This window comes from Sphingomicrobium sediminis (genome assembly GCF_023805295.1).
In the GTDB taxonomy this organism is placed as follows: Bacteria; Pseudomonadota; Alphaproteobacteria; order Sphingomonadales; family Sphingomonadaceae; genus Sphingomicrobium; species Sphingomicrobium sediminis.
In genome coordinates, this window is record NZ_JAMSHT010000001.1 from 768,976 (window position 1) to 792,781 (window position 23,806).

The 23,806-nt window shown below is 63.1% G+C and carries 21 protein-coding genes; 5 read left to right on the forward strand and 16 right to left on the reverse strand.

Features of this window, described 5'->3' with window-relative positions:
- Positions 1 to 4: 4 nt before the first annotated feature.
- Both NDO55_RS03800 and NDO55_RS03805 read right to left on the reverse strand, forming a co-directional pair.
- A complete protein-coding gene (locus tag NDO55_RS03800) occupies positions 5 to 625 on the reverse strand; it encodes a glutathione S-transferase family protein (RefSeq protein WP_252112571.1) in 621 nt (206 codons plus the stop codon).
- Positions 622 to 1,890, reverse strand: a complete 1,269-nt coding sequence (locus NDO55_RS03805) for a M24 family metallopeptidase (RefSeq protein ID WP_252112573.1) — start codon at positions 1,888 to 1,890, stop codon at positions 622 to 624. The genes NDO55_RS03800 and NDO55_RS03805 overlap by 4 nt, the downstream gene beginning before the upstream one ends.
- A gap of 77 nt (positions 1,891 to 1,967) precedes the next feature.
- Between NDO55_RS03805 and NDO55_RS03810 the strand changes: the two genes are divergently transcribed.
- Complete coding sequence (locus NDO55_RS03810) at positions 1,968 to 3,230, forward strand: multidrug effflux MFS transporter (RefSeq protein ID WP_252112575.1); 1,263 nt, start codon at positions 1,968 to 1,970, stop codon at positions 3,228 to 3,230.
- A gap of 60 nt (positions 3,231 to 3,290) precedes the next feature.
- Here the strand turns inward: NDO55_RS03810 and recA are convergent, their stop codons facing one another.
- The 7 genes from recA to dapA form a co-directional block, all read right to left on the reverse strand.
- The gene (gene recA / locus NDO55_RS03815; RefSeq protein ID WP_252112577.1) at positions 3,291 to 4,364 is read right to left on the reverse strand and encodes a recombinase RecA; all 1,074 of its coding nucleotides are present in this window, start codon (positions 4,362 to 4,364) and stop codon (positions 3,291 to 3,293) included.
- Positions 4,365 to 4,457: 93 nt separating this feature from the next.
- Entirely contained in the window at positions 4,458 to 4,823 is a 366-nt protein-coding gene (locus NDO55_RS03820) for a response regulator (protein ID WP_252112579.1), read from the reverse strand.
- 39 nt (positions 4,824 to 4,862) lie between these two features.
- The gene (locus NDO55_RS03825) at positions 4,863 to 7,262 is read right to left on the reverse strand and encodes a hybrid sensor histidine kinase/response regulator (RefSeq protein ID WP_252112581.1); all 2,400 of its coding nucleotides are present in this window, start codon (positions 7,260 to 7,262) and stop codon (positions 4,863 to 4,865) included.
- Between the two features lies 1 nt (position 7,263).
- On the reverse strand, positions 7,264 to 9,342 hold the full coding sequence (locus NDO55_RS03830) for a M13 family metallopeptidase (protein ID WP_252112583.1): 2,079 nt from the start codon (positions 9,340 to 9,342) through the stop codon (positions 7,264 to 7,266).
- 52 nt (positions 9,343 to 9,394) lie between these two features.
- Positions 9,395 to 9,943, reverse strand: a complete 549-nt coding sequence (locus tag NDO55_RS03835; protein WP_252112585.1) for a DUF2062 domain-containing protein — start codon at positions 9,941 to 9,943, stop codon at positions 9,395 to 9,397.
- Complete coding sequence (smpB, locus tag NDO55_RS03840) at positions 9,936 to 10,406, reverse strand: SsrA-binding protein SmpB (protein ID WP_252112587.1); 471 nt, start codon at positions 10,404 to 10,406, stop codon at positions 9,936 to 9,938. The genes NDO55_RS03835 and smpB overlap by 8 nt, the downstream gene beginning before the upstream one ends.
- A complete protein-coding gene (gene dapA, locus NDO55_RS03845) occupies positions 10,403 to 11,281 on the reverse strand; it encodes a 4-hydroxy-tetrahydrodipicolinate synthase (RefSeq protein ID WP_252112589.1) in 879 nt (292 codons plus the stop codon). The genes smpB and dapA overlap by 4 nt, the downstream gene beginning before the upstream one ends.
- Positions 11,282 to 11,376: 95 nt before the next feature.
- Between dapA and NDO55_RS03850 the strand changes: the two genes are divergently transcribed.
- Both NDO55_RS03850 and NDO55_RS03855 read left to right on the forward strand, forming a co-directional pair.
- Entirely contained in the window at positions 11,377 to 13,335 is a 1,959-nt protein-coding gene (locus NDO55_RS03850) for a lytic transglycosylase domain-containing protein (protein WP_252112591.1), read from the forward strand.
- Positions 13,335 to 13,829 carry a GreA/GreB family elongation factor gene (locus NDO55_RS03855; RefSeq protein ID WP_252112593.1) on the forward strand — a complete coding sequence of 165 codons (495 nt, stop codon included), beginning with the start codon at positions 13,335 to 13,337 and terminating at the stop codon, positions 13,827 to 13,829. Before NDO55_RS03850 ends, NDO55_RS03855 begins: the two co-directional genes overlap by 1 nt.
- Here NDO55_RS03855 and NDO55_RS03860 read toward each other — a convergent pair.
- The 3 genes from NDO55_RS03860 to aspS form a co-directional block, all read right to left on the reverse strand.
- Positions 13,814 to 13,966, reverse strand: a complete 153-nt coding sequence (locus NDO55_RS03860; protein ID WP_252112595.1) for a DUF2256 domain-containing protein — start codon at positions 13,964 to 13,966, stop codon at positions 13,814 to 13,816. The genes NDO55_RS03855 and NDO55_RS03860 overlap by 16 nt on opposite strands.
- A gap of 10 nt (positions 13,967 to 13,976) precedes the next feature.
- Positions 13,977 to 14,753 (reverse strand): polyphosphate kinase 2 family protein, encoded by a 777-nt coding sequence (locus NDO55_RS03865; protein ID WP_252112597.1) that lies wholly within the window; start codon positions 14,751 to 14,753, stop codon positions 13,977 to 13,979.
- A 90-nt stretch (positions 14,754 to 14,843) separates the two neighbouring features.
- Positions 14,844 to 16,667 carry an aspartate--tRNA ligase gene (aspS, locus tag NDO55_RS03870; protein WP_252112599.1) on the reverse strand — a complete coding sequence of 608 codons (1,824 nt, stop codon included), beginning with the start codon at positions 16,665 to 16,667 and terminating at the stop codon, positions 14,844 to 14,846.
- Positions 16,668 to 16,779: 112 nt separating this feature from the next.
- Between aspS and rnd the strand changes: the two genes are divergently transcribed.
- A complete protein-coding gene (gene rnd / locus NDO55_RS03875; protein WP_252112601.1) occupies positions 16,780 to 17,955 on the forward strand; it encodes a ribonuclease D in 1,176 nt (391 codons plus the stop codon).
- Complete coding sequence (locus NDO55_RS03880; RefSeq protein ID WP_252112603.1) at positions 17,952 to 18,257, forward strand: I78 family peptidase inhibitor; 306 nt, start codon at positions 17,952 to 17,954, stop codon at positions 18,255 to 18,257. The genes rnd and NDO55_RS03880 overlap by 4 nt, the downstream gene beginning before the upstream one ends.
- 18 nt (positions 18,258 to 18,275) lie before the next feature.
- On the opposite strand, the gene NDO55_RS03885 is transcribed toward NDO55_RS03880, so the two are convergent.
- Genes NDO55_RS03885 through NDO55_RS03900 form a run of 4 tightly spaced genes read right to left on the reverse strand, consistent with a single transcriptional unit; the run spans position 18,276 to position 23,801 of the window.
- Complete coding sequence (locus tag NDO55_RS03885; protein ID WP_252112605.1) at positions 18,276 to 19,742, reverse strand: Ppx/GppA family phosphatase; 1,467 nt, start codon at positions 19,740 to 19,742, stop codon at positions 18,276 to 18,278.
- Positions 19,739 to 21,910, reverse strand: coding sequence for an RNA degradosome polyphosphate kinase (locus NDO55_RS03890; RefSeq protein WP_252112607.1), 2,172 nt, complete (start codon positions 21,908 to 21,910; stop codon positions 19,739 to 19,741). Before NDO55_RS03890 ends, NDO55_RS03885 begins: the two co-directional genes overlap by 4 nt.
- Positions 21,907 to 22,512, reverse strand: a complete 606-nt coding sequence (locus NDO55_RS03895) for an HdaA/DnaA family protein (protein WP_252112609.1) — start codon at positions 22,510 to 22,512, stop codon at positions 21,907 to 21,909. Before NDO55_RS03895 ends, NDO55_RS03890 begins: the two co-directional genes overlap by 4 nt.
- Entirely contained in the window at positions 22,509 to 23,801 is a 1,293-nt protein-coding gene (locus NDO55_RS03900; protein ID WP_252112611.1) for a heavy-metal-associated domain-containing protein, read from the reverse strand. The genes NDO55_RS03895 and NDO55_RS03900 overlap by 4 nt, the downstream gene beginning before the upstream one ends.
- Positions 23,802 to 23,806 lie beyond the last annotated feature (5 nt).

The window sequence follows — 23,806 nt, forward strand, 5'->3', positions numbered from 1 at the left end:
TCAACTAGGCATAGTCATATTCGCCGCCACGTGCGAGCGCGCGCTGGTAGGCAGGCCGCTCATGGCACTTGTTCAGCCATGCCGTGATGTTCGGATAGCGATCATCGAGGCCGGCGCGCGACTGTGCCGCTTCGAGCGGGAAGCTCATCATCATGTCGGCGGCCGTGAGATCGGGGCCGGCAAACCATCCACGCGACGACAGTTCGCGATCAAGGAAGCCGAAATGCTCGGCCAGCATGCCACGAAGCGGCTTGCGCGCTGGGAAACCGAGCAGTCCAAGCTTGTTGACGATGAGCATGCCGAACAAGGGCGGCATCAGCGAGCCTTCGGCATAATGCATGTAGAAATTGTAGTGGCGCGCGAGCACCGGATCGTCCGGCGCACCGAAGCGGCCCTTCTTGCCGACCAGATGCTCCATGATTGCCGCGCTTTCGCCGATCACTACCTGATCCTCTTCGATCAGCGGCGATTTGCCGAGCGGATGCACTTTCTTGAGAGAGGCGGGCGCCCGCATCGTCTTCGGATCGCGCTCATATCGCTTGATCTCATAGTCGAGACCTAATTCCTCGAGCAGCCAGAGAATGCGCTGCGAACGACTGTTATTGAGATGATGGACGATGATCATACGGGGTCTCCCATGCGACCCAACGGGTCATCGAGGCTGGTCGGCGGGACGGTGAACCATTTAGGACCCGTCTCGCCCATGTAGAAACAGTCTTCGAGGCGAACCCCGAATTTGCCCGGCAGGTAAATGCCCGGCTCATTGGAAAAACACATGCCGGGTGCGAGCTTCTCGGTCTCGCCGCGGACCAGGTTGACGGGTTCGTGCCCCTGCATCCCGATCCCGTGTCCCGTGCGGTGCGATAGGCCCGGCAGTTCATAGTCCGGACCGTAGCCCCAGCTTTCATAGGCGGCGCGGACGGCGTCATCGACCGATCCGGCGGACTGGCCGATCTTGAGCGCTTTCCAGGCGACCTGTTGGCCGGCGGCGACCTGGTCCCAGACCCGGCGCTGCTGCGCCGACGGCGTGCCGAGCACCCAGGTCCGCGAAATGTCCGATTGATAGCCATGGACCGAACAACCCGTATCCACGAGGACGATATCGCCCTGCCCCAGCACCTGTTCGCGCCCAGTGCCGTGCGGAAGCGCAGCATCGGGGCCGAACAGGACAAGCGCCCACGGTCGCGAACCGCCGAGGCGGACCTGCTCGCTCGTCAGCATCGCGCGGACGTCGCGGCCGGTCATACCCGGCTCCATTCGGTCGATGACGTTGCCGATTGCGGTCAGCGTGATGTGATTGGCCGCACGCATGAGGCGCAACTCATTGTCGGACTTGTACATGCGGCAGCCGCGGACCACCGGATTGGCGCTGACGACCCTTGCGCCGCGTAGCTCAGACTGCAGCTTGTCGACGAGAAAATAGCGATTGGTTTCCTCCATCCCGATCTTCTCGCCCTCGAGCCCGAGTTCGCGAAGATAGCCGACGACGACCGACAGCGGCTCGACATGCTCGTGCCAGGTACGGATTTCGGCATCCACGGCCAGCGTCTCGGCCACTGACGGCTTCTCGAAGAAGGGCGTGACGATGATGGGCTTGCCTTCGGCCGGGATAAGCGCGCCCGTAAGGCGTTCGGAGCGGCCCCACTGCACGCCAGTGAAATAGTCGAGGCTCGGCCCGCTCTCGACAAGGATTGCTCCAATGCCATGGTCGCGCATCAAGCGCTGTGCCTTGGCGATACGTAGGCCGCGCTCTTCGGGCGTGATCGCAGGCGGAATGACGATGTCGGTCAGGACAGGCTGTTTCGTCACCGCAGCACCTGCCGCGCCTGCCAATCCGGCGACACCCAAGGCAGCGCTCCCGGCTATCAATTCGCGTCGGTCGATTTTCATGAAACGGTCCTGCCCCGGTCGATTTGTGATTGCGAAGCTTGTTGCATGTCGAGCCGCGATGCGCCAACCCCCTCGCGATGGATGCGACGCCCTCTCAAAAGACCAAGCGCAAGGTCAGCGAACGAGAGATCGTCGCCCTTCTCGCCAGCTTCATGGCGCTCAATGCCTTTGCGCTCGACACGATGCTGCCGGCCCTGCCTGACATCGGCCTCATTTTCGGGCTGATCGAAGCAAACAGCGTCCAGCTCGTCATCGTCGCCTACACGTTCGGTTTTGGCGCGAGCCAGCTCTTCTGGGGACCGCTCGCCGACCGGTTCGGACGCAAGCGCATCCTGACTGCCGGTGTCGCCGGTTATGTCGGTTTCGCATTGGTGTGCGCCCTGGCGCCGACCTTCGCCGTCCTTGTCGCTGCGCGGTTCATGATGGGTTTCTGCGGCGCGATCAGCCGCGTCCTCGTCACCGCAATCGTGCGCGATTTGTACGAAGGCGAGGCAATGGCGCGGATCATGAGCCTGACCTTCATGGTCTTCATGGTGGTGCCGGTCATGGCGCCAAGTATCGGGCAGGTGATCCTGCTGGGCTTCGAATGGCGCGCCATCTTTTTTGCGCTTGCCGCTTATGGCGCCATCGTCCTTGTCTGGGGCGGGCTGCGACTTCCCGAGACCCTGCATCCCGAACATCGCCGCAGCCTCGATGCCGTCGTCATCGGCCGGGCGATCATCGCCACCATCGTCGACCGCTTGTCGCGCGGCTACACAATTGCGCTGGGCTTCGTCTTTGGCTGCCTCATCGCCTATCTCGCTTCGATCCCGCAGATCCTCGGCGAGATTTTCGCCAGGCCCGAGGCGATTGGCTGGGTCTTCGCTGCCGTCGCAGCACCCATGGGTGTCGCCAGCTGGGGCAATAGCCGCATCGTCGGACGCTTCGGCCTTCGCCGCGTCGGTCATTCCGGCATCATCGGTTTCGCTGCCGCCTCGATCGCGCATCTGATATGGCATCTGGCCTTCGGATCGACGCTGGCGAGCTTCGTCATCTTCATGGCGATCATCCTGACGAGCTTTGCTTTCACGGCGGCCAATCTCGGCACCCTGGCCATGACCAACATGGCACCCATTGCCGGTACGGCCAGCTCGGTCCAAGGCACGTTCAGCACAATCTGGGCGGCGGTCTTTGGATTGGTGATCGGACAGATGTTCGATGGTTCGCTCATTCCCATCCTGCTGGCCTTTGCCGGGGCTGGCGCAATGGCTTTCCTGCTCATCCTGTGGACCGAGCATGGACGATTGTTCGAGACCGGCACCCGCCGCCAGCAAGCCGACTGCCACCCCGTCGACTGCTGAACCAAAAAAGGGAGGCCGCATCTCGCGACCTCCCCTTCCTGTTCTATATTGCGATGCGACTTAGGCGTCGTCCGGTTCGGGTCCGGTCATCATCGCTTCTTCAAGCTCGTCCTTACGGTTGCCGCGGATCGCCGCTTCGATCTCGGCAGCCATTTCCGGATTTTCCTTGAGGAACGTCTTGGCATTTTCGCGGCCCTGGCCGATCCGGGTGCTGTTATAGCTGAACCAGCTGCCCGACTTTTCGACCAACCCGGCCTTCACGCCGAGATCGAGAATTTCGCCAAGCTTGGAAATACCTTCGCCATACATGATGTCGAATTCGACCTGCTTGAAAGGCGGTGCGACCTTGTTCTTCACCACCTTCACGCGGGTCGAGTTGCCGATAATATCGTCGCGATCCTTGATCTGGCCGGTGCGACGAATGTCGAGACGCACCGAGGCGTAGAATTTGAGCGCATTGCCGCCGGTGGTCGTTTCCGGATTGCCGTACATCACGCCGATCTTCATGCGCACCTGGTTGATGAAGATGACCGTCGTCTTCGAACGGTTGATCGAACCGGTCAGCTTGCGCAGCGCTTGGCTCATCAAGCGGGCCTGCAGGCCGACATGGCTGTCGCCCATCTCGCCTTCGATTTCAGCACGCGGCACGAGCGCGGCAACGGAGTCCACGACGAGGACGTCGATAGCGTTGGAGCGCACCAGCGTGTCGACGATCTCCAGCGCCTGCTCGCCCGTATCGGGCTGCGAGACGATCAGTTCGTCAATATCGACACCGAGCTTCTTGGCATAGACGGGGTCCAACGCATGTTCTGCGTCGACGAAGGCCGCCGTGCCGCCATCCTTCTGCGCCTCGGCAATGGCATGGAGCGCGAGCGTCGTCTTGCCCGAGCTTTCCGGCCCGTAAATCTCGACGATGCGGCCGCGCGGGATTCCGCCGATGCCCAGCGCAATGTCGAGCCCGAGGCTGCCGGTCGACACGCTGTCGATCTCGATCTTCTCGCGGCTGCCCAGCTTCATGGCCGAGCCCTTGCCGAACGCCCGATCGATTTGCGCCAGCGCTGCATCGAGCGCCTTCTGACGGTCACTACTCACTTTGTCTTTCCCCGCATCTACGACTTTCAACTGCGCTGCCATGGTCCATCCCCTTTCGTCAACACACGCCGTCTGGAACGGCTTCGATTGTCAGGATGTACCTTATTTGTTCCGCAAGAACAAGAGTGGAACGGGTTAGGCCGCCCGGGACGGTGCAAGCTGTTCCAAAACAGGGGAAATCGAGTCCATCGTAAACGGTTTGGACAGCGTCGGAATATTCGCAAACGCAGCGGGCGGCGGCGTCACATGGCCGCCCGTTGCCAGCGCGAAGGCAATGCCGGCATCGGCGAGTCGCTCGGCCACTGGCCAGACCGCCTCACCGCCCAGATTGACGTCGAGAATGGCAAGATCGAACCCGCCCGCCTCGCAAGCGGCCAATGCGCTCGGCACGGTTTCGCACACCGCGACCGCACGATGGCCGAGCTGATCGAGGAAATCCTCGAGCATCATGCCGATCAGCGGCTCGTCCTCGACGACAAGAATGTTGAGTGCTTGCCCCATAAGCGAAGATGATAGTGACACGCCCGAAAAGCGCAAAGACTATTTGTCGGCCAGTACCTTACGCACCGCTTCGGCCAATTCCTGCACGCTGAAAGGTTTGGGCAGGAAGTCGACATTGTCGATATCGATCGACTTTCTCAGCTGCTCCTCGGCATAACCCGACATGAAGAGTATCGGCAGGTCGGGCCGGTCCTTGCGCGCCTCGCGGCCCATGGTCGGTCCGTCCATCAGCGGCATAACGACGTCGGAAACGAGAAGCGATACCTCGTCGGCATCCTCGAGCAGCTCGAGCGCTTCCTCGCCATTATTGGCGGTCAGCACGGTATAGCCGTGACGGGCGAGCGCGCGTTCGGCGACAGTGCGGACCATCGGCTCGTCCTCGACCAAGAGGATCGTGCCCGAGCCCCACAATTCGCTGCTTTCGTCCGGCGCCTTGCCGGCAGGGCGCGCCTTGTCCTCTTCGGCGACCTCGTGGACCGGCAGGTAGATGACGAAGCTCGTCCCCTTCCCCACCTTGCTGTCGGCAAAGATGAAGCCGCCCGACTGCTTGACGATCCCGTAGACGGTCGAGAGGCCAAGACCGGTGCCCTTGCCGACTTCCTTGGTCGTGAAGAAGGGCTCGAAAATCTTGCCGAGCACGGCAGGGGGAATGCCAGAGCCGGTGTCGGTGATCGACAGCGCCGAATAATCGGCAACGGGCAGGATCTCGCTGCCAAGGTCGGCAACCTGCTCGGCGCGCACCGAATAAGTCTGAATGGTGAGCGTACCCCCGCCATTGTCGAGCATCGCATCGCGCGCATTCACGGCGAGATTGACGATGACCTGCTCGAGCTGGCCCGGGTCGGCGCGCACCAAGCCGACATCGCGGCCATGCTTCACCTTCAATTCGACCGTCTCACCAAGCAGGCGCTTCAACAGGTGCGAGACTTCGGCGACCACGTCGGCCAACTGAAGCACCTGCGGCCGCAAGGTCTGCTGGCGCGAAAAGGCCAGCAATTGGCGCGTCAGGCCGGCGGCGCGGTTCGAGTTCGACTTGATCTGCTGGATATCGTCATAATCGCTGTCGCCCGGCGTATGGCGCATCAGCATGAGGTCGCAATGGCCGAGGATGGCGGTCAGGATATTGTTGAAGTCGTGCGCCACGCCGCCGGCAAGCTGGCCGACTGCCTGCATCTTGGTGGCCTGCGCAATCTGGCGCTTGAGTTTGGCCTCTTCGCTATTGTCCTTGAGCAGCAGCAACACGGCAGCATCGCCGATACCGCGCAGGCCCGCGACCGTCAGCGCCACCGGCTCCTTGGGATTGCGCGCGAGGCGGACGGCGATATCGGCGGACATTGCTGGACCACGCGAATTGCGGCGTACCGCATCGGCGACCGCGGCCTTGTCTTCCTTGACGACGAGGTCGCCCGGATAGCTCGGCATTTTGTCCTGATCGATCCCCCCAGCCTGGCGGAAGGCGCGGTTCATGGTGAGGAAGCGGCCATCGCGATCAACCAGCGCCAGTCCGAGCGGGAGGAGTTCGAGCAGGACCTGGACATTCTCGCTGGCGGTGACACCCGACAATTCGCTGGCGTCGAAGAGCAGCAATGTCCCAGCACCGTCATCCTTCAACGGGTCGATCGGCACATGGACACCGCGCAGCGATGGAGACTGGTCCCCCTCCGCGATGATACGGAGCAGCCCGTCTTCCGACTGCGAGAGGATGGTGGTCAGCGCGGGTGCCTTGCCGCGCACGCCGACAAGGATGCGCTCGGCGAACAGCGGGTTGGAGGCAATGACATTGCCCTCATCGTCGAGCGTGGCCGCCAAAACGCCTGCCGCTGCGAGACGGGTCCCCGTATCGCCGCCGATACGTCCCGCCACGACCTCGAGATGATCAGGAGCCGCACGCTCGCAGAAGCTCCACAAGAGAAGCGTTTCGCCGCCAGTGCCCACACGCCGCACAACATAATCGAGCGAATCCTTATCGCCATCGGCGCGCAACTCCGCCTGGCCGCTTCGCAACGCAGCCTCGCGGGCCAGCGCTAGCGGATGACCATCTTCCTCGGCATCGCCCAAGCCTTGCAGCGGATCACTGGCCTCGAAACGACGACCATATTGGCGATTGGCGAGCAGGACTTGGCCACGGCTGTCGGTAATGGCCGCTGCATCTTCCGCGAGCTGCAGGGCAGCAGCGGCAAGCGCGAATTCTTCATTGGGCGTTGCGGGCTGTGCGGCCAGCGACGCCGCGTCGCTCGGCGCGGGGCCGCGCCAGAAGCGCCAGGCCGCGATCGAAATCACCCCACCGGCCAACAGGGCCAGCGCCAGCGGCCAGCGTGCATCGCCGGCCAGCAAAAGCGCCAATGTCACCACCACCGCACCGACGAGCCCGGGCCCCAGCCATTTCAGGCTGGTATCGAGCGGCCCGGGATCGACCAGTGCGGCGTGGCGATCGAGCATGCTACCAGACGGTCACGCGCTCTTCGGGCGGCAGGTACATCTCGTCCTCGGGGGTCACACCGAAGGCGTCGTACCATGCGTCCATGTTGCGGATCACCCAGACACGCTGGATCGAGGGCGAGTGGCTGTCCGTCTTGAGACGGCGCTTCAGTTCGTCATCGCGATAATTGCGACGCCAGACCTGTGCCCAGGCAAGGAAGAAGCGCTGGTCGCCGGTCGTCCCGTCGATGATCGGCGCTTCCTCGCCATTCAGCGAAGCCTTGTAGGCGTCATAGGCGATCGAAAGACCGGCAAGGTCACCGATATTCTCGCCCAGCGTGAACTCGCCATCGACAAACTCGCCCGGGAAAATCTCGTAGAGATTATACTGGTCGATCAGTGCCTTACCGCGCGCTTCGAAGTTCGCATAGTCAGCCTCGGTCCACCAATTGTTGAGGTTTCCCATCGTGTCATATTTGGCACCCTGGTCATCGAAGTGGTGGCTGATTTCATGGCCGATCACGGCACCGATACCGCCATAATTGATGGCCGCATCGGCATTGGGATCGAAGAATGGTGGCTGCAGGATCGAGGCCGGGAAGACGATCTCCATCTGGCCGAAATTAGCGTAAGCGTTGACCGTCATCGGGGCCATGCCCCAGGCCCAGCGGCGCAGCGGCTCGTCGAGGCGCTTCAGCGCGTCCTGGTGCGACCACTCGCGCGCAGCCTGGACGTTGGCGAAGAGGTCGTCGCCCATGGTCAGGCCTTCATAGTCCATCCACTTGTCGGGATAGCCGATCTTGCTGCGGAAATTGCCGAGCTTGGTCGCGGCCTGTTCCTTGGTTTCCTCGGCCATCCAGTCGGCATTGACGATGCGCAGGCGCATGGCCTCGGTCACATTGTCGACCAGTTCCTGCATCTGCGCCTTATATTCGGCCGGGAAATGGCGCGCGGCATATTCCTTGCCGACATCGTCGCGCAGGATGCCCGAGACGAAGCTCACGCCGCGCTTCCAGCGCTCCTGCTGCTCGGGCACGCCCGACAGCGTCGTCGAATAGAAAGCGAACTGGCGGTTATCGACCGCGGCCGGCAGGTAGCTTGCAAAGCTGCCCAGCGCGCTCACCATCATCTTGTCCTTGAGCACGCGAAGGTCGGTGTTCGAGGCAAGCTCGAGCCCGCCGACGATCGAATCCGGCGTTGCGACATTGACCTCGTCAAAGTCGTAATCGCCCTCGGCGAACATCGTGTCCCAATCGAATTCGGGATAGAGCGCAACCATCTCCGCGCGGCTCATCTTGTTATAGGTCGCCGAGCTGTCGCCCAGCTTGTTGCGGTCCCAGTGGATGCCGGCAAGCTCGGTCTCGTAGGCAAGGATCGCCTCGGCGCGGGCACGGGCATCGTCCCCTGCCCCGGCGAACCCAAGCATGTCGGCCAGATAGTCGACATAGGCCGCGCGCACGCCCTCGAAACGCTCATTGTCAGTAAGATAATAGTCGCGATCCGGCAGGCCGAGGCCCGACTGGTAGGCGGCGAGCAGATAGCGGCTACTGTCGCCCGAATCCTGGCCAACAAACCAGACGAAGGGCGCACCGCCAAAGCCGAGACGGTCAGCACGGCCGATCATGCGGGCATAATCGTCCCAGCTATCCACTGCTTCGATCTCGCCGAGGATCGGCTGGATCGGGGCCATGCCGGCCGCTTCGATCGCATCCGTATCCATGTAGCTGCGATAGGCAGCGCCGACGCGGTTGGTCGGATCCTCTGCCGCTTCCATGATGATTTTGCGCGTGCGATCCTTGGAAAGGTCGTCGAGCGCGCCGAACATCGAATAGTTGGACTTGTCGGCCGGGATTTCGGTGTTCGCGGCCCAGGTGCCGTTTGCATAGAGATAGAAATCGTCGCCCGGATCGACGCTGGTGTCCATGCCGGTCTGGTCGAAGCCGAACGTACCGAGCTCGGCCTCGCCCGCCGGATCATCGCCAAGCTCCTGCGCGACGGCGGGCGGCGGCGGCGCCACGGCGGCGGACGCCTTCGGACGCGTATCTTCGGTGCAACCGGCCAGCATCGTGCTGGCGGCAAGCAGGACCATCAACTTTTTCATGTAAACTCCTCTGCCCTCCCCTGGGCGTTCGATATTCTGAAGTGAGATTGCCTCAATCCGTGCGCTGACGCCAGCGTTTGCCAATCCACAAACGCCATCCGACGAGCGACACCCAATATGCGACAAGCGCCAACACCAGTCCGATGACGAACAATCCGAAGATCAGACCGGGCGCAGCATCGGTGAACAGCCAGGCAAACCATTGCCGGATCGACGCATCGCTTTCGTACAGCTCGTACAATTGGTCGAGATGGGTTTCGAAGCCGAAGAAGCCGCCGACTTCGAGTGCACCGATCAGAAAGACCGGCGTGGTCGCGGGATTGCTCACCCAGGTGAGCGCTGCGGCGATCGGGATATTGCCGCGCATCGGAATACACATCAGCGCCGCGCCGATCATCTGCGTCCCCGGTATCATCAGGAAGACGCCAATGAACATGCCGATGAAGAAGGCGCGCGGCACGCTGCGGCGGGTGAAGCGCCAATATTCGTGAGCCTCGATATAGCGACGCACCGGCTTCAGCCAGCGCGAGCGCGCCAGTTCCTCGCGCGTCGGGGCGTGCTTGGCGAGGAAACGGCGAAGAGGACCGGGATTGTTACCCATGGTTCCTAAGTATGCGTCCCTGCTCTCTTTTCCAGTCCCGTTCCTTGATCGCAGCGCGCTTGTCATGCGCCTTCTTGCCCTTGGCGAGCGCGATCTCCAGCTTCGCCTTGCCCTCGCCGTTGAAATACATGGACAGCGGGACGATCGTCATGCCCTGCCGGTTCACGGCGCCGAACAGCTTGTTGATCTCGCGCGCATGGAGCAGGAGCTTGCGGCGGCGGCGCGGGTCGTGGTTCATCCGATTGCCGTGCGAATATTCGGGGATGTGCGCGTTGACGAGCCAGACCTCGCCTTCGTCGACACCGACATAGCTCTCGGCAATATTCGCCTCACCATTGCGCAGCGATTTCACTTCGGTGCCCTTCAGCGCGATACCCGCCTCGAACCGTTCCTCGACGCTATATTCGTAGAAGGCGCGCCGGTTGTCGGCGACGACCTTGACCTTGTTGAAGGCCTTGCTCATCCGGCCAGCCCCGCATGGACGAGCGCCGCGTCGACCGCAGCGCGGGCGGCTTCCGACGGTTGGGTGAGCGGCAGGCGGACCTCGGTCGAGAAACCCGGCCGCACTCTGGACAACGCATATTTGCAAGGGCCGGGCGAGGCGTCGGCGAACATCGCGACATGGAGCGGGTAGAGTTTTCCCTGCAGCGCGCGCGCTTCGTCCCAATTGCCCGCGGCCATCGCATCCTGGAATTTGGCGCACAGGCCCGGCGCGACATTGCCCGTCACCGACACGCAACCCACGCCGCCCATCGCGTTGAACGCGAGCGCAGTGGGATCATCGCCCGATAATTGGATGAAATCCTCGCCGCAGGCCATGCGCTGCTCCGTCACACGCCCGAGATTGCCGGTCGCATCCTTGATCGCCACGATCTTCTCATGCTTGGCGACCTCGCCGAGTGCAGCAACGCCGATATCGGCGACCGTGCGTCCGGGCACGTTGTAGACCATCACCGGCAGCGGCGATGCCTCGGCGATCGCGAGGAAATGCGCGATCAGGCCAGCCTGGCTCGGCTTGTTATAGTAGGGAACGACGCACAAAGCGGCATCGGCGCCGGCCTCGGCGACCATCTTCGTCGCTTCGATCACGGCCGCCGTATCATAGCCGCCGCAGCCGGCGATGACCGGCACGCGGCCTGCTGCCACCTCGGCGCATTTGGCAACGACGGCGCGATGTTCGGCAGCATTGAGCGTTGCGACTTCACCGGTCGTACCGCAAGGCACGAGGCCGTGGCTGCCTTCGGAAATCTGCCAATCGACCAGCTCGCCATAGGCTTCGAGATCGACTTCGCCGTTCGAAAAAGGGGTCACCAATGCCGGAATCGAGCCCTTGAACATCAAATATCTCCGATAAAGAACGTCCTGTCGCCAGAACCATTCGGCCCGCCGAATGTTCAGGGTCTGATAAGCAGTGAAACTCCATATTACCACCCATGACCACGCGCCTCCTTCTCATCCCCTCACTGCTCCTGTCCGGAGCGGCCATTTCCTCCAGCCCCGTGCAGATGGCGGTGGCTGGCGCGACCTCTGCCGAATTGCAGAGCGCGCGCGACACGGTCGACGCCTCGATCGCCGAGTGGCGCGAGCTCAAAGATGAGCGCAACCCGACATTCTCGCGCGCTGCCCAATTCGCCATCGCGCACCCCGACTGGCCCAATATCGGGTCGATCCGCGCCCGCGCCGAAGAAGCGCTCAATGCCTTTGCCCCCGACCCTCTGGTCCTCGAATTCTTCGACGGCACGCCACCGCGCAATGGCCGCGGCTGGACCGCGCTTGCGCTGGCACAGGAACGCCAGGGTCGCACCAACGCGGCGACCGAAGCAGCGCGCAACGCCTGGCTGAGCGACGATCTCAGCGACGAAGACATCGCCACGATCCGGTCGCGCTTCGGCAGCCGCCTGACCGCGCTCGACCATGACCGCCGTATCGACGCGCTCCTGTTCGTTCGCGAGCGCGAAAAGGCCGAGGACATACTGTCGCTGGCAAGCCCCGGCGAACGCCAGGTGGCCGAGGCCCGCCTCGCCCTCCAGCGCCGCGACAGTAATGCGGACGTGCTGTTTGCCCGTGTCGCCGATCGTATCGACGACCATGCCGGCCTGCTGATGGACCGCGCGCGTTACTTCCGCGCTTCGGGCCAGGAAAGCGCGTCGGAGTCTCTGCTGGCGCGCGATCATGATTTCACGACCCGGCCGACCAATGTCGATAAATGGTACGAGATGCTGCTGCTCGCTGCCGAGGGCGCTTCGGATCGCGGCGCGCATGTCACCGCCTATAATATTGCGCGCCAGCTGGATGACGCCCTGCCCGATGGCGCCGTGCTCGCCAATCAGGCTTATGGCGTGCGCGACAAATATACCTCGCTTGCCTGGCTCGCCGGCACGACCGCGCGCGAGCGGCTTGGCGATGCCGCTGCGGCAAGCCGCCTGTTCGAATCCTATTCGACCGGCGGCCGTTCTCTACAGGTCCGCTCGAAGGGCCTCTATTGGGCCGGACGCAGCGCGCAGGAGGCGGGCAACGTCCAGCGCGCCAACGCCCTCTATGCCAGCGCCGCCGAAACGCCCGAGCTCTTCTACAGCCAGCTAGCGCTCGAACGGTTGGGCCGCGACATCCCGGTCCCGCCCGCTTTGCCCGAACAGACCGCCGCAGCGCGCAATGCATTTGCCAGCAAGCCCATTGTCGTCGCGCTGTCGCGGCTCGGCGATCCCGACGATCGTGCCGTGTTCGTGCGCGCCATCGCCACCTCGCTTGAAACCGAGCAGGAGCGCCTGATCGCTAGCGATTATGCGCTACGGGCCGGCCGCGCCGACCTTGGTGTCTGGATTGCCCGTGCCGCACGCAATGACGGGACCGCCTTCTATTATCGCTCCGCCTGGCCGGTGCATCCGCGCGGCGCGCCGGGCGGCGATCCGTGGAGCATCGCCCACGGCATCACCCGCCAGGAATCGAGCTTCGACAATTTCGCCGTCAGTCACGCCAACGCCCACGGCATGATGCAGCTCTTGCCTGCAACGGCACGCGAGCAGGCTCGGCGGATGGGCCTTGAATATTGCTATAGCTGCCTGCGTACCGACCCGGCCTACAATGTCCGTCTCGGCAGCGGCTATTTCGCCTGGCTGAGCGACTATTATGACGGCAACAAGGTGCTCGCCGCTGCGGCCTATAATGGCGGCATGGGCAATGTGAACCGCTGGATCCGCAACAATGGCGATCCGCGCACCTCGCGCGTCGACACGGTCGAGTGGATCGAGAAAATCCCGTTCATGGAGACACGCGGATATGTCCAGCGCGTGCTCGAGAATGCCGCCGTCTACGACCGGCTCAATCCCTATGTCCCCGCTTATGGCGCGGTCCATGTCTCGCGCCATCTCGGCAAGACCAACCGGCCCGGCTGATGGGTGTGGGGGCCAAGCGCCCGCGCTTCATCACCCCCGAGGGGCTGGCGCGGATCCGCGAAGAATATGATCAGTTGTTCGGGGTCGAACGCCCCAAGCTGACCGAGCTCATTGCCTGGGCCGCCGGCAATGGCGATCGCAGCGAGAATGGCGATTATATCTACGGCCGCAAGAAGCTGCGCGAGATCGACCGGCGCCTGGGCTATCTCTCGAAGGTGATGAAGGAAGCCAAGCTGGTCGACCCGGCCAAGGCCGAGCGCCGCGATGAAGTCCGCTTCGGTGCCACGGTCACCTTGGTCGACGAGAATGACAGAGAGCGCATCATCACCATCGTCGGCAATGACGAGGCCGAAGCAGGCGATGGCCGTGTTGGCTGGTCAGCCCCGATCACCCGCGCCCTGATCGGCGCCAAGGTCGGCGATGAACGCGCGGTGCGCCTGCCTTCGGGCGAGATGTTCTACGAGGTCGTGAAGATCGACTATCCGTCGGCCTGAGCCTTGCCTCGATTGCCGCGACAGCGCTCCGAGCAATATTTCACGTCGTCCCAGACCTTTGCCCACTTCTTGCGCCAGGTGAACGGGCGTCCGCAGACGACGCAGTCCTTGGTCGGGAGATCGCCCTTCTTGCGCACGCGCTAGGGCTTAGCGCCCGCCAGTAGCGGGAAATTGGACGACCACATGATCGCCCTGCGCAGCCGGCGGCGTTGCCGGCAACGCCTTGTCGAGCGTACGGACGAGCGTCTCGAGCGCCATGGCGCGTCCACCCTTCTCGTCTTCGGCATCGACCAAGGTCCACGGGGCCCAGCGCGTATCCGTCTGTTCGAAAACGGCATGCCAGCCATCGATCAGCTTGGCGCGCCCCTCGGCCCAATTATCCTCGCGCTTGTGCGTGATCGTCCGCATCCACGGATCGGACCAGCGCTGTTCGAGCCGGCGTGCCTGCTCGTCCTCGCTCATATGAAAGAAGAGCTTCACCATGATGGTGTCATGGTCACACTGCTGCGCTTCGAACTCGTTGATTTCGTCGCAACCGCGCGACAGGCCGGTCTCGTCGATCGCACCTGCAATTTTCTGGGCGATGACGGTCCGGTACCAGCTGCGATAAAACAGGCTGCTATTTCCGGCCGCCGGCAGCTCGGCCCAGAAACGCGCCAGCCAATGACGTTTTTCGTCGCTATCGGGCTTTGCCGCGGTCACGAAGGTTCGCATCCGGCAAGGATCGAGACTGCAGCCGAGATCGCGAAGGAAATCGCGCTTTCCTGCGGCTTCCCAGCCTTCGACGAGGACGATCAGCTGCTTGCCGTGCGCGACCATGCGCAGCTGCAATTCGCGCAACTGCGCGCGCAGCTCGGTGAGCCGTTCCTCGCTGTCACCTTGTACCGATGCCCCCACCGGTACTGCGGTTAAGTCAATCCCCATGAAGGCGCGTTTAACGGCGCGCTGCCCGGGGATCAATCTCTCACGCCGGAAAACCGTCTCGTTTCGGGAACGGTGTGTCCCTTGAGAGACTTAGCTGTCGTCTTCCACAACGTCGGCGACCGGCGCGCTGTCGTCAGCTTCCTCGGGCGGCAGGTCGAGCTGGATGTGGACGTCCTCGAGCTGGCGATCGCTCACGAGGCTCGGGGCGCCCATCATCAGGTCCTGCGCACGCTGGTTCAGCGGGAAGGCAATGACTTCACGGATATTGGGCTCGTCGGCGATCAGCATGACGATACGGTCGATGCCAGGTGCCGAACCGCCGTGTGGGGGCGCGCCAAGTTTGAACGCTTCGATCATGCCCGAGAAATTCTCGTCGACATCGGCCTTGGAATAGCCGGCAATCTCGAAGGCCTTGTACATGATGTCCGGACGGTGGTTACGAATGGCGCCCGAGCTCAGTTCGTAGCCATTGCAGACGATGTCATACTGCCAAGCGAGGATGTCGAGCGGGTCCTTGGTTTCCAGCGCTTCCATCTCGCCCTGCGGCATCGAGAAGGGGTTGTGGCTGAAGTCGACCTTCTGGCGCTCTTCATCGAACTCGAACATCGGGAAGTCGACGATCCAGCAGAATTTGAATTCGCCCTCGGGAATGAGCTCGAGGCTTTCGCCGACGCGGGTGCGCGCAAGACCAGCAAGCTTGGCCGCATCCTTTTCATCGCCCGCAGCGAAGAACAGGCCGTCATCCGGACCGAGGCCGAGTTCGTCGGCCAGCGTGTCCATCTTTTCGGAGCCATGATTCTTGGCGATGGGTCCACCCCATTCGCCGCCCTTGCGGGTCGCATAGCCAAGGCCCGGGAAACCTTCGCCGCGCGCCCAATCATTCATTTCGTCGAAGAACTTGCGGCTCTTCTCGGCCGTGCCCGGTGCCGGGATGGCGCGGACCTTCTTGCCCTGCGATATGAGGTTGGCGAAGAGGCCGAAGCCCGACCCTTCGAAATGCGCGCCGACATCGGCAATCTCGATCGGGTTGCGCAGGTCGGGCTTGTCGGTGCCGTACTTCAGCATCGCTTCCTTGTAAGGAATGCGCGGGAACTCGCCTGCCGGGGTCACCTTGCGACCATCGGCAAATTCTTCGAACACGCCCGCCAGCACCGGTTCGATCGCTTGGAAAACGTCTTCCTGCGTGACGAAGCTCATTTCGAAGTCGAGCTGGTAGAATTCGGGGCTGCGGTCGGCACGCAAATCCTCGTCGCGGAAACAGGGCGCGATCTGGAAATAGCGGTCGAAGCCGGCCACCATCAGCAGCTGCTTGAACATCTGCGGCGCCTGCGGCAGCGCGTAGAAGCGCCCCGGGTGCAGGCGCGAAGGCACCAGATAGTCGCGCGCGCCCTCGGGGCTCGATGCCCCCAGGATCGGCGTCTGGAACTCGGTGAAGCCCTGCGCTTCCATGCGGCGGCGCAGCGAGCTGATCACCTTGGAGCGCAGCACGATATTCTTGTGCATCGTTTCGCGGCGCAGGTCGACGAAGCGATACTTGAGACGGGTTTCCTCGGGATAGTCCTGCTCGCCGGCAACCGGCAGGGGCAGCTCGTTGGCCTCCGATTGCACCGTGATACCGCGCGCGAATACCTCGATCGCGCCCGTCGGCAGGTTTTTGTTCACCGTGCCTTCGCTACGCGCTTTCACCTCGCCATCGATGGTAACGACGCTCTCGACACGCAGCTTGTCGAGCACCGGCAGCGCGGGGCTGTCTTCGTCGGCGACGATCTGGGTGATGCCGTGATGATCGCGAAGATCCACGAACAGCACACCGCCATGATCGCGCTTGCGATGGATCCAGCCCGACAGGCGGACATTCTCGCCGACGGCTTCGGCGTTGAGGGCGGCACAATGATGGGTGCGGTAAGCGTGCATGATCGTCTCGAAAAATGAAGATGGTGCGGAAGGGCCCGCTAGTCGTGCGCTGCACTCGCCATACAAGCTTTCTTTGTCAAGCGCTCTGGGGTGCGCTAGGGCGCAAATCCATATGAAAATTCACGATCTCATTACCGAGTCTGCGTCCCTAAAAGACCTGATCTCCCGCATGGAAACCGCAGAATTCGTGTGCGTCGACACCGAATTCATGCGCGAAAACACCTATTGGCCCGAACTGTGCCTGATCCAGATTTCGGATGGCAAGGAAGCGGCGGCCATCGATCCACTCGCAGACGGCATTGACCTCGATCCCCTGCTCGACCTGCTGGTCGAGAACAGGGAGATCGTCAAAGTCTTCCATGCCGGCGGGCAGGATCTCGAGATTTTCTACAATCTCACCGGCAAGACGCCCTTCCCGCTGTTCGACACTCAGATCGCCTCGATGGCGCTCGGCTATGGCGAGCAGGTCGGATATGCCAATCTCGTCTCGGCGGTTCTCGGGCACCAGCTCGACAAGGGAGCGCGCTTCACCGACTGGTCGCGCCGTCCGCTCGACAAGCGACAGCTCGATTATGCCATCGCCGATGTGACGCACCTGGCGGAAATCTTCCCCACCCTCCTCGACAAGCTCGTCAGTACGGGCCGCGGGGCCTGGCTGGATGAGGAAATGGCCCGGCTTGCCGATCCGTCGACCTTCGCATTCGCCCCCGAAGATGCGTGGAAACGCATGAAGCTGCCGAGCCGCAAGCCCGAAGTGCTGGGCCGCCTCAAGGCGCTCGCAGCATGGCGCGAGAAGGAAGCGCGCGGGAAAAACCTGCCGCGCGGGCGAATCGTCAAGGACGACACGTTGGGCGAACTCGCCAACCATCCGCCCAAGCGCCAGGAGGATCTGGTCAAGATTCGCGGCCTGTCGCGCGGTTGGCGCGACAACGACATCGGCGCGCGCCTCATGGACACGCTGAAGGATGCCGAGCCGCTGCCCAAGGACGAAATGCCGGCCAAACCGCCGCGTCGTCCCGGCCTCACCAAGGAGGCAAGTCTCGTCAGTGACCTGTTGAAATTGCTCCTGAAAATCCGCGCCAAGGAAAGCGGCGTGGCGCCGCGCCTCATCACGCGGGCCGGCGATCTGGAGCTTCTGGCCGCCGGCGTGCGCGAAGATCTGGACATTCTCCAGGGCTGGAGATTCGAAGAATTCGGGCGCGATGCACTTGATCTAGTTGAAGGTCGCTTGGCCTTTGCGATCGAAGATGGCAAACTGGCGATGACAAGAAGGGGAGACTCCAAATGAAGTGGGCAATGATCGTACCTGCGGCCGCCATGCTTGGCGCCTGTGCCAACTACCCTTACGCCGATGACTATGCGCGTCTCGACGTGCTCAACAATCCGCATATCTGTGAAGAAGGCGATACTGCCGGCTTCATCGGCCAGCCTGCCAGCCAGGGACTTGCCGACGCGGTGATCATGGAAACGGGCGCTGGCCTCTTCCGATGGCTGCGTGTCGACGGCATGGCGACGACCGACATGCTGCCCGAGCGCGTCAACGTCACGCTCGACAACAATAATGTGGTGACCCGCGTCCACTGCGGCTGATCCCGCGAGAAAATCGCCTTATTCGAACGCTACCGCCGCCTTCAGCTTGAGGGCGGCGGCAAGCTGTTCGTGCCGCTTCTGCACGGCGAGGCCGTAAAGGCGGTATTTCTTCTCCGACATGACGAGCAGCACCTTGTCGTCCTGCCGCTTGAGCGCGGTCTGGCGTAGCAGTCTGTCCGTACCCGCCGACAGGCGCTGCGCGAGCCGGATCGCCCGGCCCCAAGCATAAGCCCGCGCAATTTCGCGCTTGCTCAAAAGCGTCAGTGCCTGTGGATCGAACTCGCCGTCCTCGCCAAATGCAGTGAACAAGGCGCGGCCGATGATCGCACGCCCCTTGGCATCCACCCCGACCCAATTGCCATGCAGCGCTTGGTCGACCGCACGAAGCGCGCGGAAGTCGGGGTGCGCGTTCCAGGCAATATCACCCAGCAAGCAGGCGGCGAGACGCAGCCGCGCCATGGCCTTGCCGTCGCTGGTGAAGACGGGCGCAATCCACTGGTCGAGCAAGGCCCCATGGTCGCCGAAGCGTCCAAGCCTCCGCCCAACCTCTAGCGCCGCCGCGAGAAGCGGGTCCTCCTGCCGCTTGGCGTCGGACAATTCGCTGTAGAGCAAGCCCTCGCGCAGGCCATAGGCCGAGACGGTCACATGGCTCGGTTCGCAGGTCTCGATCAACTTGCGAAGAATGGCGAGACCTGCCGGCAGCTGCGGCGCACGCTGCGAGGGCACCCAGAATTTCTCGACCAATTCGCTCTTGTCCGCATCTTCGGCGAGTTTTTCGAGCGCATCCAGTCGCGCGGGATCGATCTGGTGCTGATGCGCGATCGGGAGCGGGTGCTTGTTCGACAGCAGATCGAGATGCGCGATGGCGCGAAAGCTGCCGCCGACCAGATAAAGCCCCTGCCCCTTCGCGGCCTTGCCCAGCGTCATGCCCTTCAGGGCGCGTTCCAGGTGTGACGAGATCATGTCCTCGTCCGGCGGCGTGCCGACACGAAGGACACCGATGGGCAGGCTGTCGACCGCCCCGATCGCGCCGCGAGCAATGCCGGCCAGTTCAAGGCTGCCGCCCCCGAGATCGGCCACCATGCCCTTGGCCTCGGGAATGGCGCTCAGCACGCCGAATGCCGCGCCGACCGCCTCTTCCTCACCCGAAATCAGCGCCGGCTTGAGCCCCATCTTGGCGGCAGCATAGAGAAAGTCCGGCCCGTTCTCGGCTTCACGTACCGCCGCCGTCGCGACCGTGCGCAGGCGCTTTACCTTGATGCGCTTGGCGATGAGCTGGAAACGCGCGAGCGCGTCCAGCGCCATCGCCATGGATTCCTCATCCATCCGCCCGGTCTCGCGCAGCCCTCTGCCCAGCCCTGCCATGACCTTTTCGTTGAACAGGACCGAAGGGACACGCTCGGTGCCGCCATAGATCACCAGACGCACCGAGTTGGACCCGATGTCGATGATCCCAACGGGACCGAAGGAGAGCGGCGCGATCATCCGCCCCGCTGTGTCAGTCGAAGTTTGGGCACGCGCTTGCCGGCCAGCGCCGCACCGCGGCCCGAGAGCGAAGGGTTGGTCATGAAGTAATGATGGCAATTGAAGCGACGCTTGCCCGGCTCGATGCGCTCATAGCGGCCATCGGGCCCAAGCACCCAGCTCTGCTCATTGTCGATCAGGTTCGCGATCATGACCTGGTCGAGCACCTGCGCGTGCACGGTCGGGTTTTCGAGCGGCATCATATGCTCGACGCGGCGGTCGAAATTGCGGGGCATCCAGTCGGCCGACGAGATGTAAACGCGCGCCTTGCGATGCGGCAGGCGCGCGCCATTGGCGAAGACGAAGATGCGGCTATGCTCGAGGAACCGCCCGACAATGGATTTGACGCGGATATTTTCCGACAGCCCATCGACACCCGGGCGCAGGCAGCAAATGCCGCGCACGATGAGATCGATCGACACACCAGACTGGCTTGCCAGATAGAGACGGTCGATGACCTTCTTGTCGACCAGTTGGTTCATCTTGGCCCAAATGGCGGCGGGCTTGCCTTCCTTGGCATTGTCGATCTCGCGGTCGATCAGCGTCAGGATGCGATCGCGCAGGCCGTTGGGGCTAAGCGTCACCATCTCGAGGCCTCGCGGCTGCACGAAGCCGGTGACGAGGTTGAACATCTTGGCGGCATCGCGCGCAGCCCGCGTCGATGCCGTGAAATAGCTCAGATCGGTGTAAATCTTCGAGGTGACGGGATGGTAGTTGCCGGTCCCCCAGTGGGTATAGGTCCGCATCTTGTCGCCTTCGCGGCGAACCACCATCGAGACCTTGGCGTGGGTCTTCCAGTCGAAGAAACCATAGACGACCTGGACGCCCGCGCGTTCCAGGCGCGCGGCCCAATAGAGGTTTTGCTCCTCGTCGAACCGTGCCTTCAATTCCACGACGGCAGTGACGGACTTGCCGGCTTCGGCCGCCGCGGCCAGCGCCTCGATCACTTCGGACTGCTTGCCCGCGCGATAGAGCGCCATCTTGATCGCGACAACATCGGGATCTTCAGCGGCCTGGCGCAGGAAGGACACCACCACATCGAACGTCTCGTACGGGTGATGGACGACGATATCCTTGGCCTTGATCGCCGCAAAACAGTCGCCGCCATATTCCTTGATGCGCTCGGGAAAGCGCGGGGTGTAAGGCTCGAACTTGAGATCGGGCCGGTCGACATCGATAATCTGCGCGAGATCGGAAATGCCGATCAGGCCCGAACTCTCGACGATCAGTGCATTATCCGCCTCAAGCCCTTCGCGGATCACCGTTTGCAGGCTGTCGGGCGTGTCCGCTGCCATTTCGAGGCGGATGACGCGCCCGCGGCGGCGCCGCTTGATCGCGCTGCGGAAGGTGAGCACCAGATCCTCGGCCTCTTCCTCGATCTCGATATCGCTGTCGCGGAGTACGCGGAACGCTCCGGCTTCACGCTTCTCGAAGCCCGGGAAAAGCCGGTCGAAAAATTCGCGGATGACACTTTCGATCGAAATGACCCGCTTCGCGCGGCCGCGGCTCGGCAGGTGCATGAAGCGCGGCAGCGATTGCGGGATCATCAGGAGCTCGACGATATTCTCGTCGGTCTTCGGATCGTAGAGATTGAAGATCAGGCCGAAACCGGCATTGGGAACGAAGGGAAACGGGTTCACATTATCGACCGCCTGCGGCGTGATCACCGGCAGGATTTCCTCGTCGAAACGCTCGGACAGATATTCGCGCTCGCGCTTCGTCATCTCCTCGCGATGAATGACGTTGACGCCCTCATCCTCGAGCCGCTCGCGCAGGACCATCCACACGCGCTGTGCTTCGGCGGTCAGGTCGTCGGCGACGATGCCGATGTCGTGCAATTGCTCGCTTGCATTACGGCCGTCGATCGAGCGCTCCTCGATTTCCTGCAATTGCTGGCCCTTGAGGCCGGCGACGCGGACCATGAAAAATTCGTCGAGGTTGGAGCCCGAGATGGACAGGAAGCGGAGCCGCTCGAGCAAGGGGTGCGCCGGATTGGCGGCCTCCTCAAGCACGCGACGATTGAATTCCAGCCAGGACAGTTCGCGGTTAAAATAGCGCTCGGGCCCGAATTCCTCGATGTCAGCAGGCGACACGGCTGCTTCATCGACTTTCGGATCCGCCTCGCTCATGCCGCCTCGCCTCGTTGCTCCAATGCCCGGCGGATGGTCGGGACCGTCAGCCTTGCCCGATTGGCAATGGCGAAACGGTCAATCTGTTCCACGAGGCGTTCGGCTTCATAATAGCCACGCGAGGCACGCTCGACCAGATAACGCTGCGCCTCGGGCGGCAGGAACAGGCCGCGGTCGGCGAAATGCAGTTCGAACAGGGCCGCCATCATGGCATCGTCGGGCGCTTCGATACGGGCCACGGGCGTCGCATTGAGACGGGTCGAAAGGTCGGGAAGCGCGACCTCCCAGTGCGGCGGCGCTTCGCTGGCAACGATCAGGAGCGGACGCCCCTCTTCCTGCGCTCTGTTCCAGGCATGGAAGAGCGCTTCCTCGTCATGCCGTTCGGCATCGTCGAAGAGCCGTCCACCGGTGCGTTCGACGAATTGATGCGCGATCAGGCTGCGACCCGACCGGCGCGGACCGGTGAGCAAAGTCGCTTTTACCGGCCAGTCTTTCCACGCGGCCAGATGCGCGAGCGCTTCGGCATTGGGCGCGCCCGTAATCAGCCGGTCGTCGACGGCCTCGGTGGGCCAGTCGAGAGGTAGCGCGATCTGCCCGCTCATCGCCTGTTGCGGCGCTGGTTGGGGCGGACGACGCGGCGCGGTTCGATGGGCACCGGCTCGCCAATTTCGGGCTGCGCCTCTCCCTCCACGATCGGCGCCTGCGGCGGTGGCGGCGGCGGCAGTGGCGCGCGCGCGGCAGGCTGGAGGCGAAGCACTCCGCCTGCGTACGTCGCGGACCATCCTCGGGCGAGCAGCGCAGCACGCAGCGCGCTGATCTCACCGCGATAGGTAACGAGCACGCTACTGATGCCACCGGCGGCTAGGCTCATCTCGGTGACCTGATCGACGCCCGGCGTCGAACGAAGCTGCAGGAGCGCGCCATTCAGTACTGCCGAAGACGGCGCTGCGATCTGGACTTGATAGACGGCAGGCGGCGGTGCGGTTGTCTCAACCGTCTCGGGCGCGCGTTCGATAACGATCGACCGGTCGGCGCGCAGATCGCCGCGACGGAACGCGCGTTGGTAGAGGCGGTCCATTTCGACCGCCGCTTCGCGCATCATGCGCTGCACGTCCTCGCTATTGCGCGCGGTCATCGTAAAGCTGCCAATCGCCTCACGGCTGCGCCCGGCATAGGCAACGAAACGTGCTTCGGCCGGACCACCGGGATAGGCGCGCTTCAATGTCACCTCGGCAATCAGGATATTGGTGACGCCATAGAGATCGGCGACATTCGTCCACCATTCGGTGCCGGGGCGGCGCGTCACGGCTGCATTGACGAGCAACGGATCGGAGCCAAGCCCGGAAACCCGCACATAGTCGATCGCACTATCGCCCGTACCGAGCTCGGCCCAGGCACGCTGCCATGGATTACGCTGCTCGACCGTCATCGCAGTGCCGCCACTGATGGTCACCGGGATGAGCAAGAAGGGTGGCGAACGACGACGCTGGCCGATCACGCCGAGGCGCGAGGCAGTTCGGGCGCGATCGAATTCGACGCCGAGCGTCGCAATGTAGCGTTCCGGCCCGATCTGCTCGCGTTCGACGACCACAGCGCTAACGAGACGGTCGAGGGCCGCATCGCCGATCGACGGTGCCTGCGAGGGCGGACGGCCATTGTTGCGCGCCCAAAGACGACGGAATGCCTCGCGCTGCGCGAGCCGCCAGCCATTGTAGCGCGCGTCATCGGGGTCGGTGCCCGCGACATCGACTTCGATCCCGCTCACTTCGAACACCTGCGCATTGTCGCGCGGCAGGATGCCACGGTTGCCCGACTCCATCTGCGCGGCGGCATAGCCAACCAGTGCAAACAGGGGCAGCAGCACCATCAAAAGGCGGGGAAAGCGTTTCACGAGGG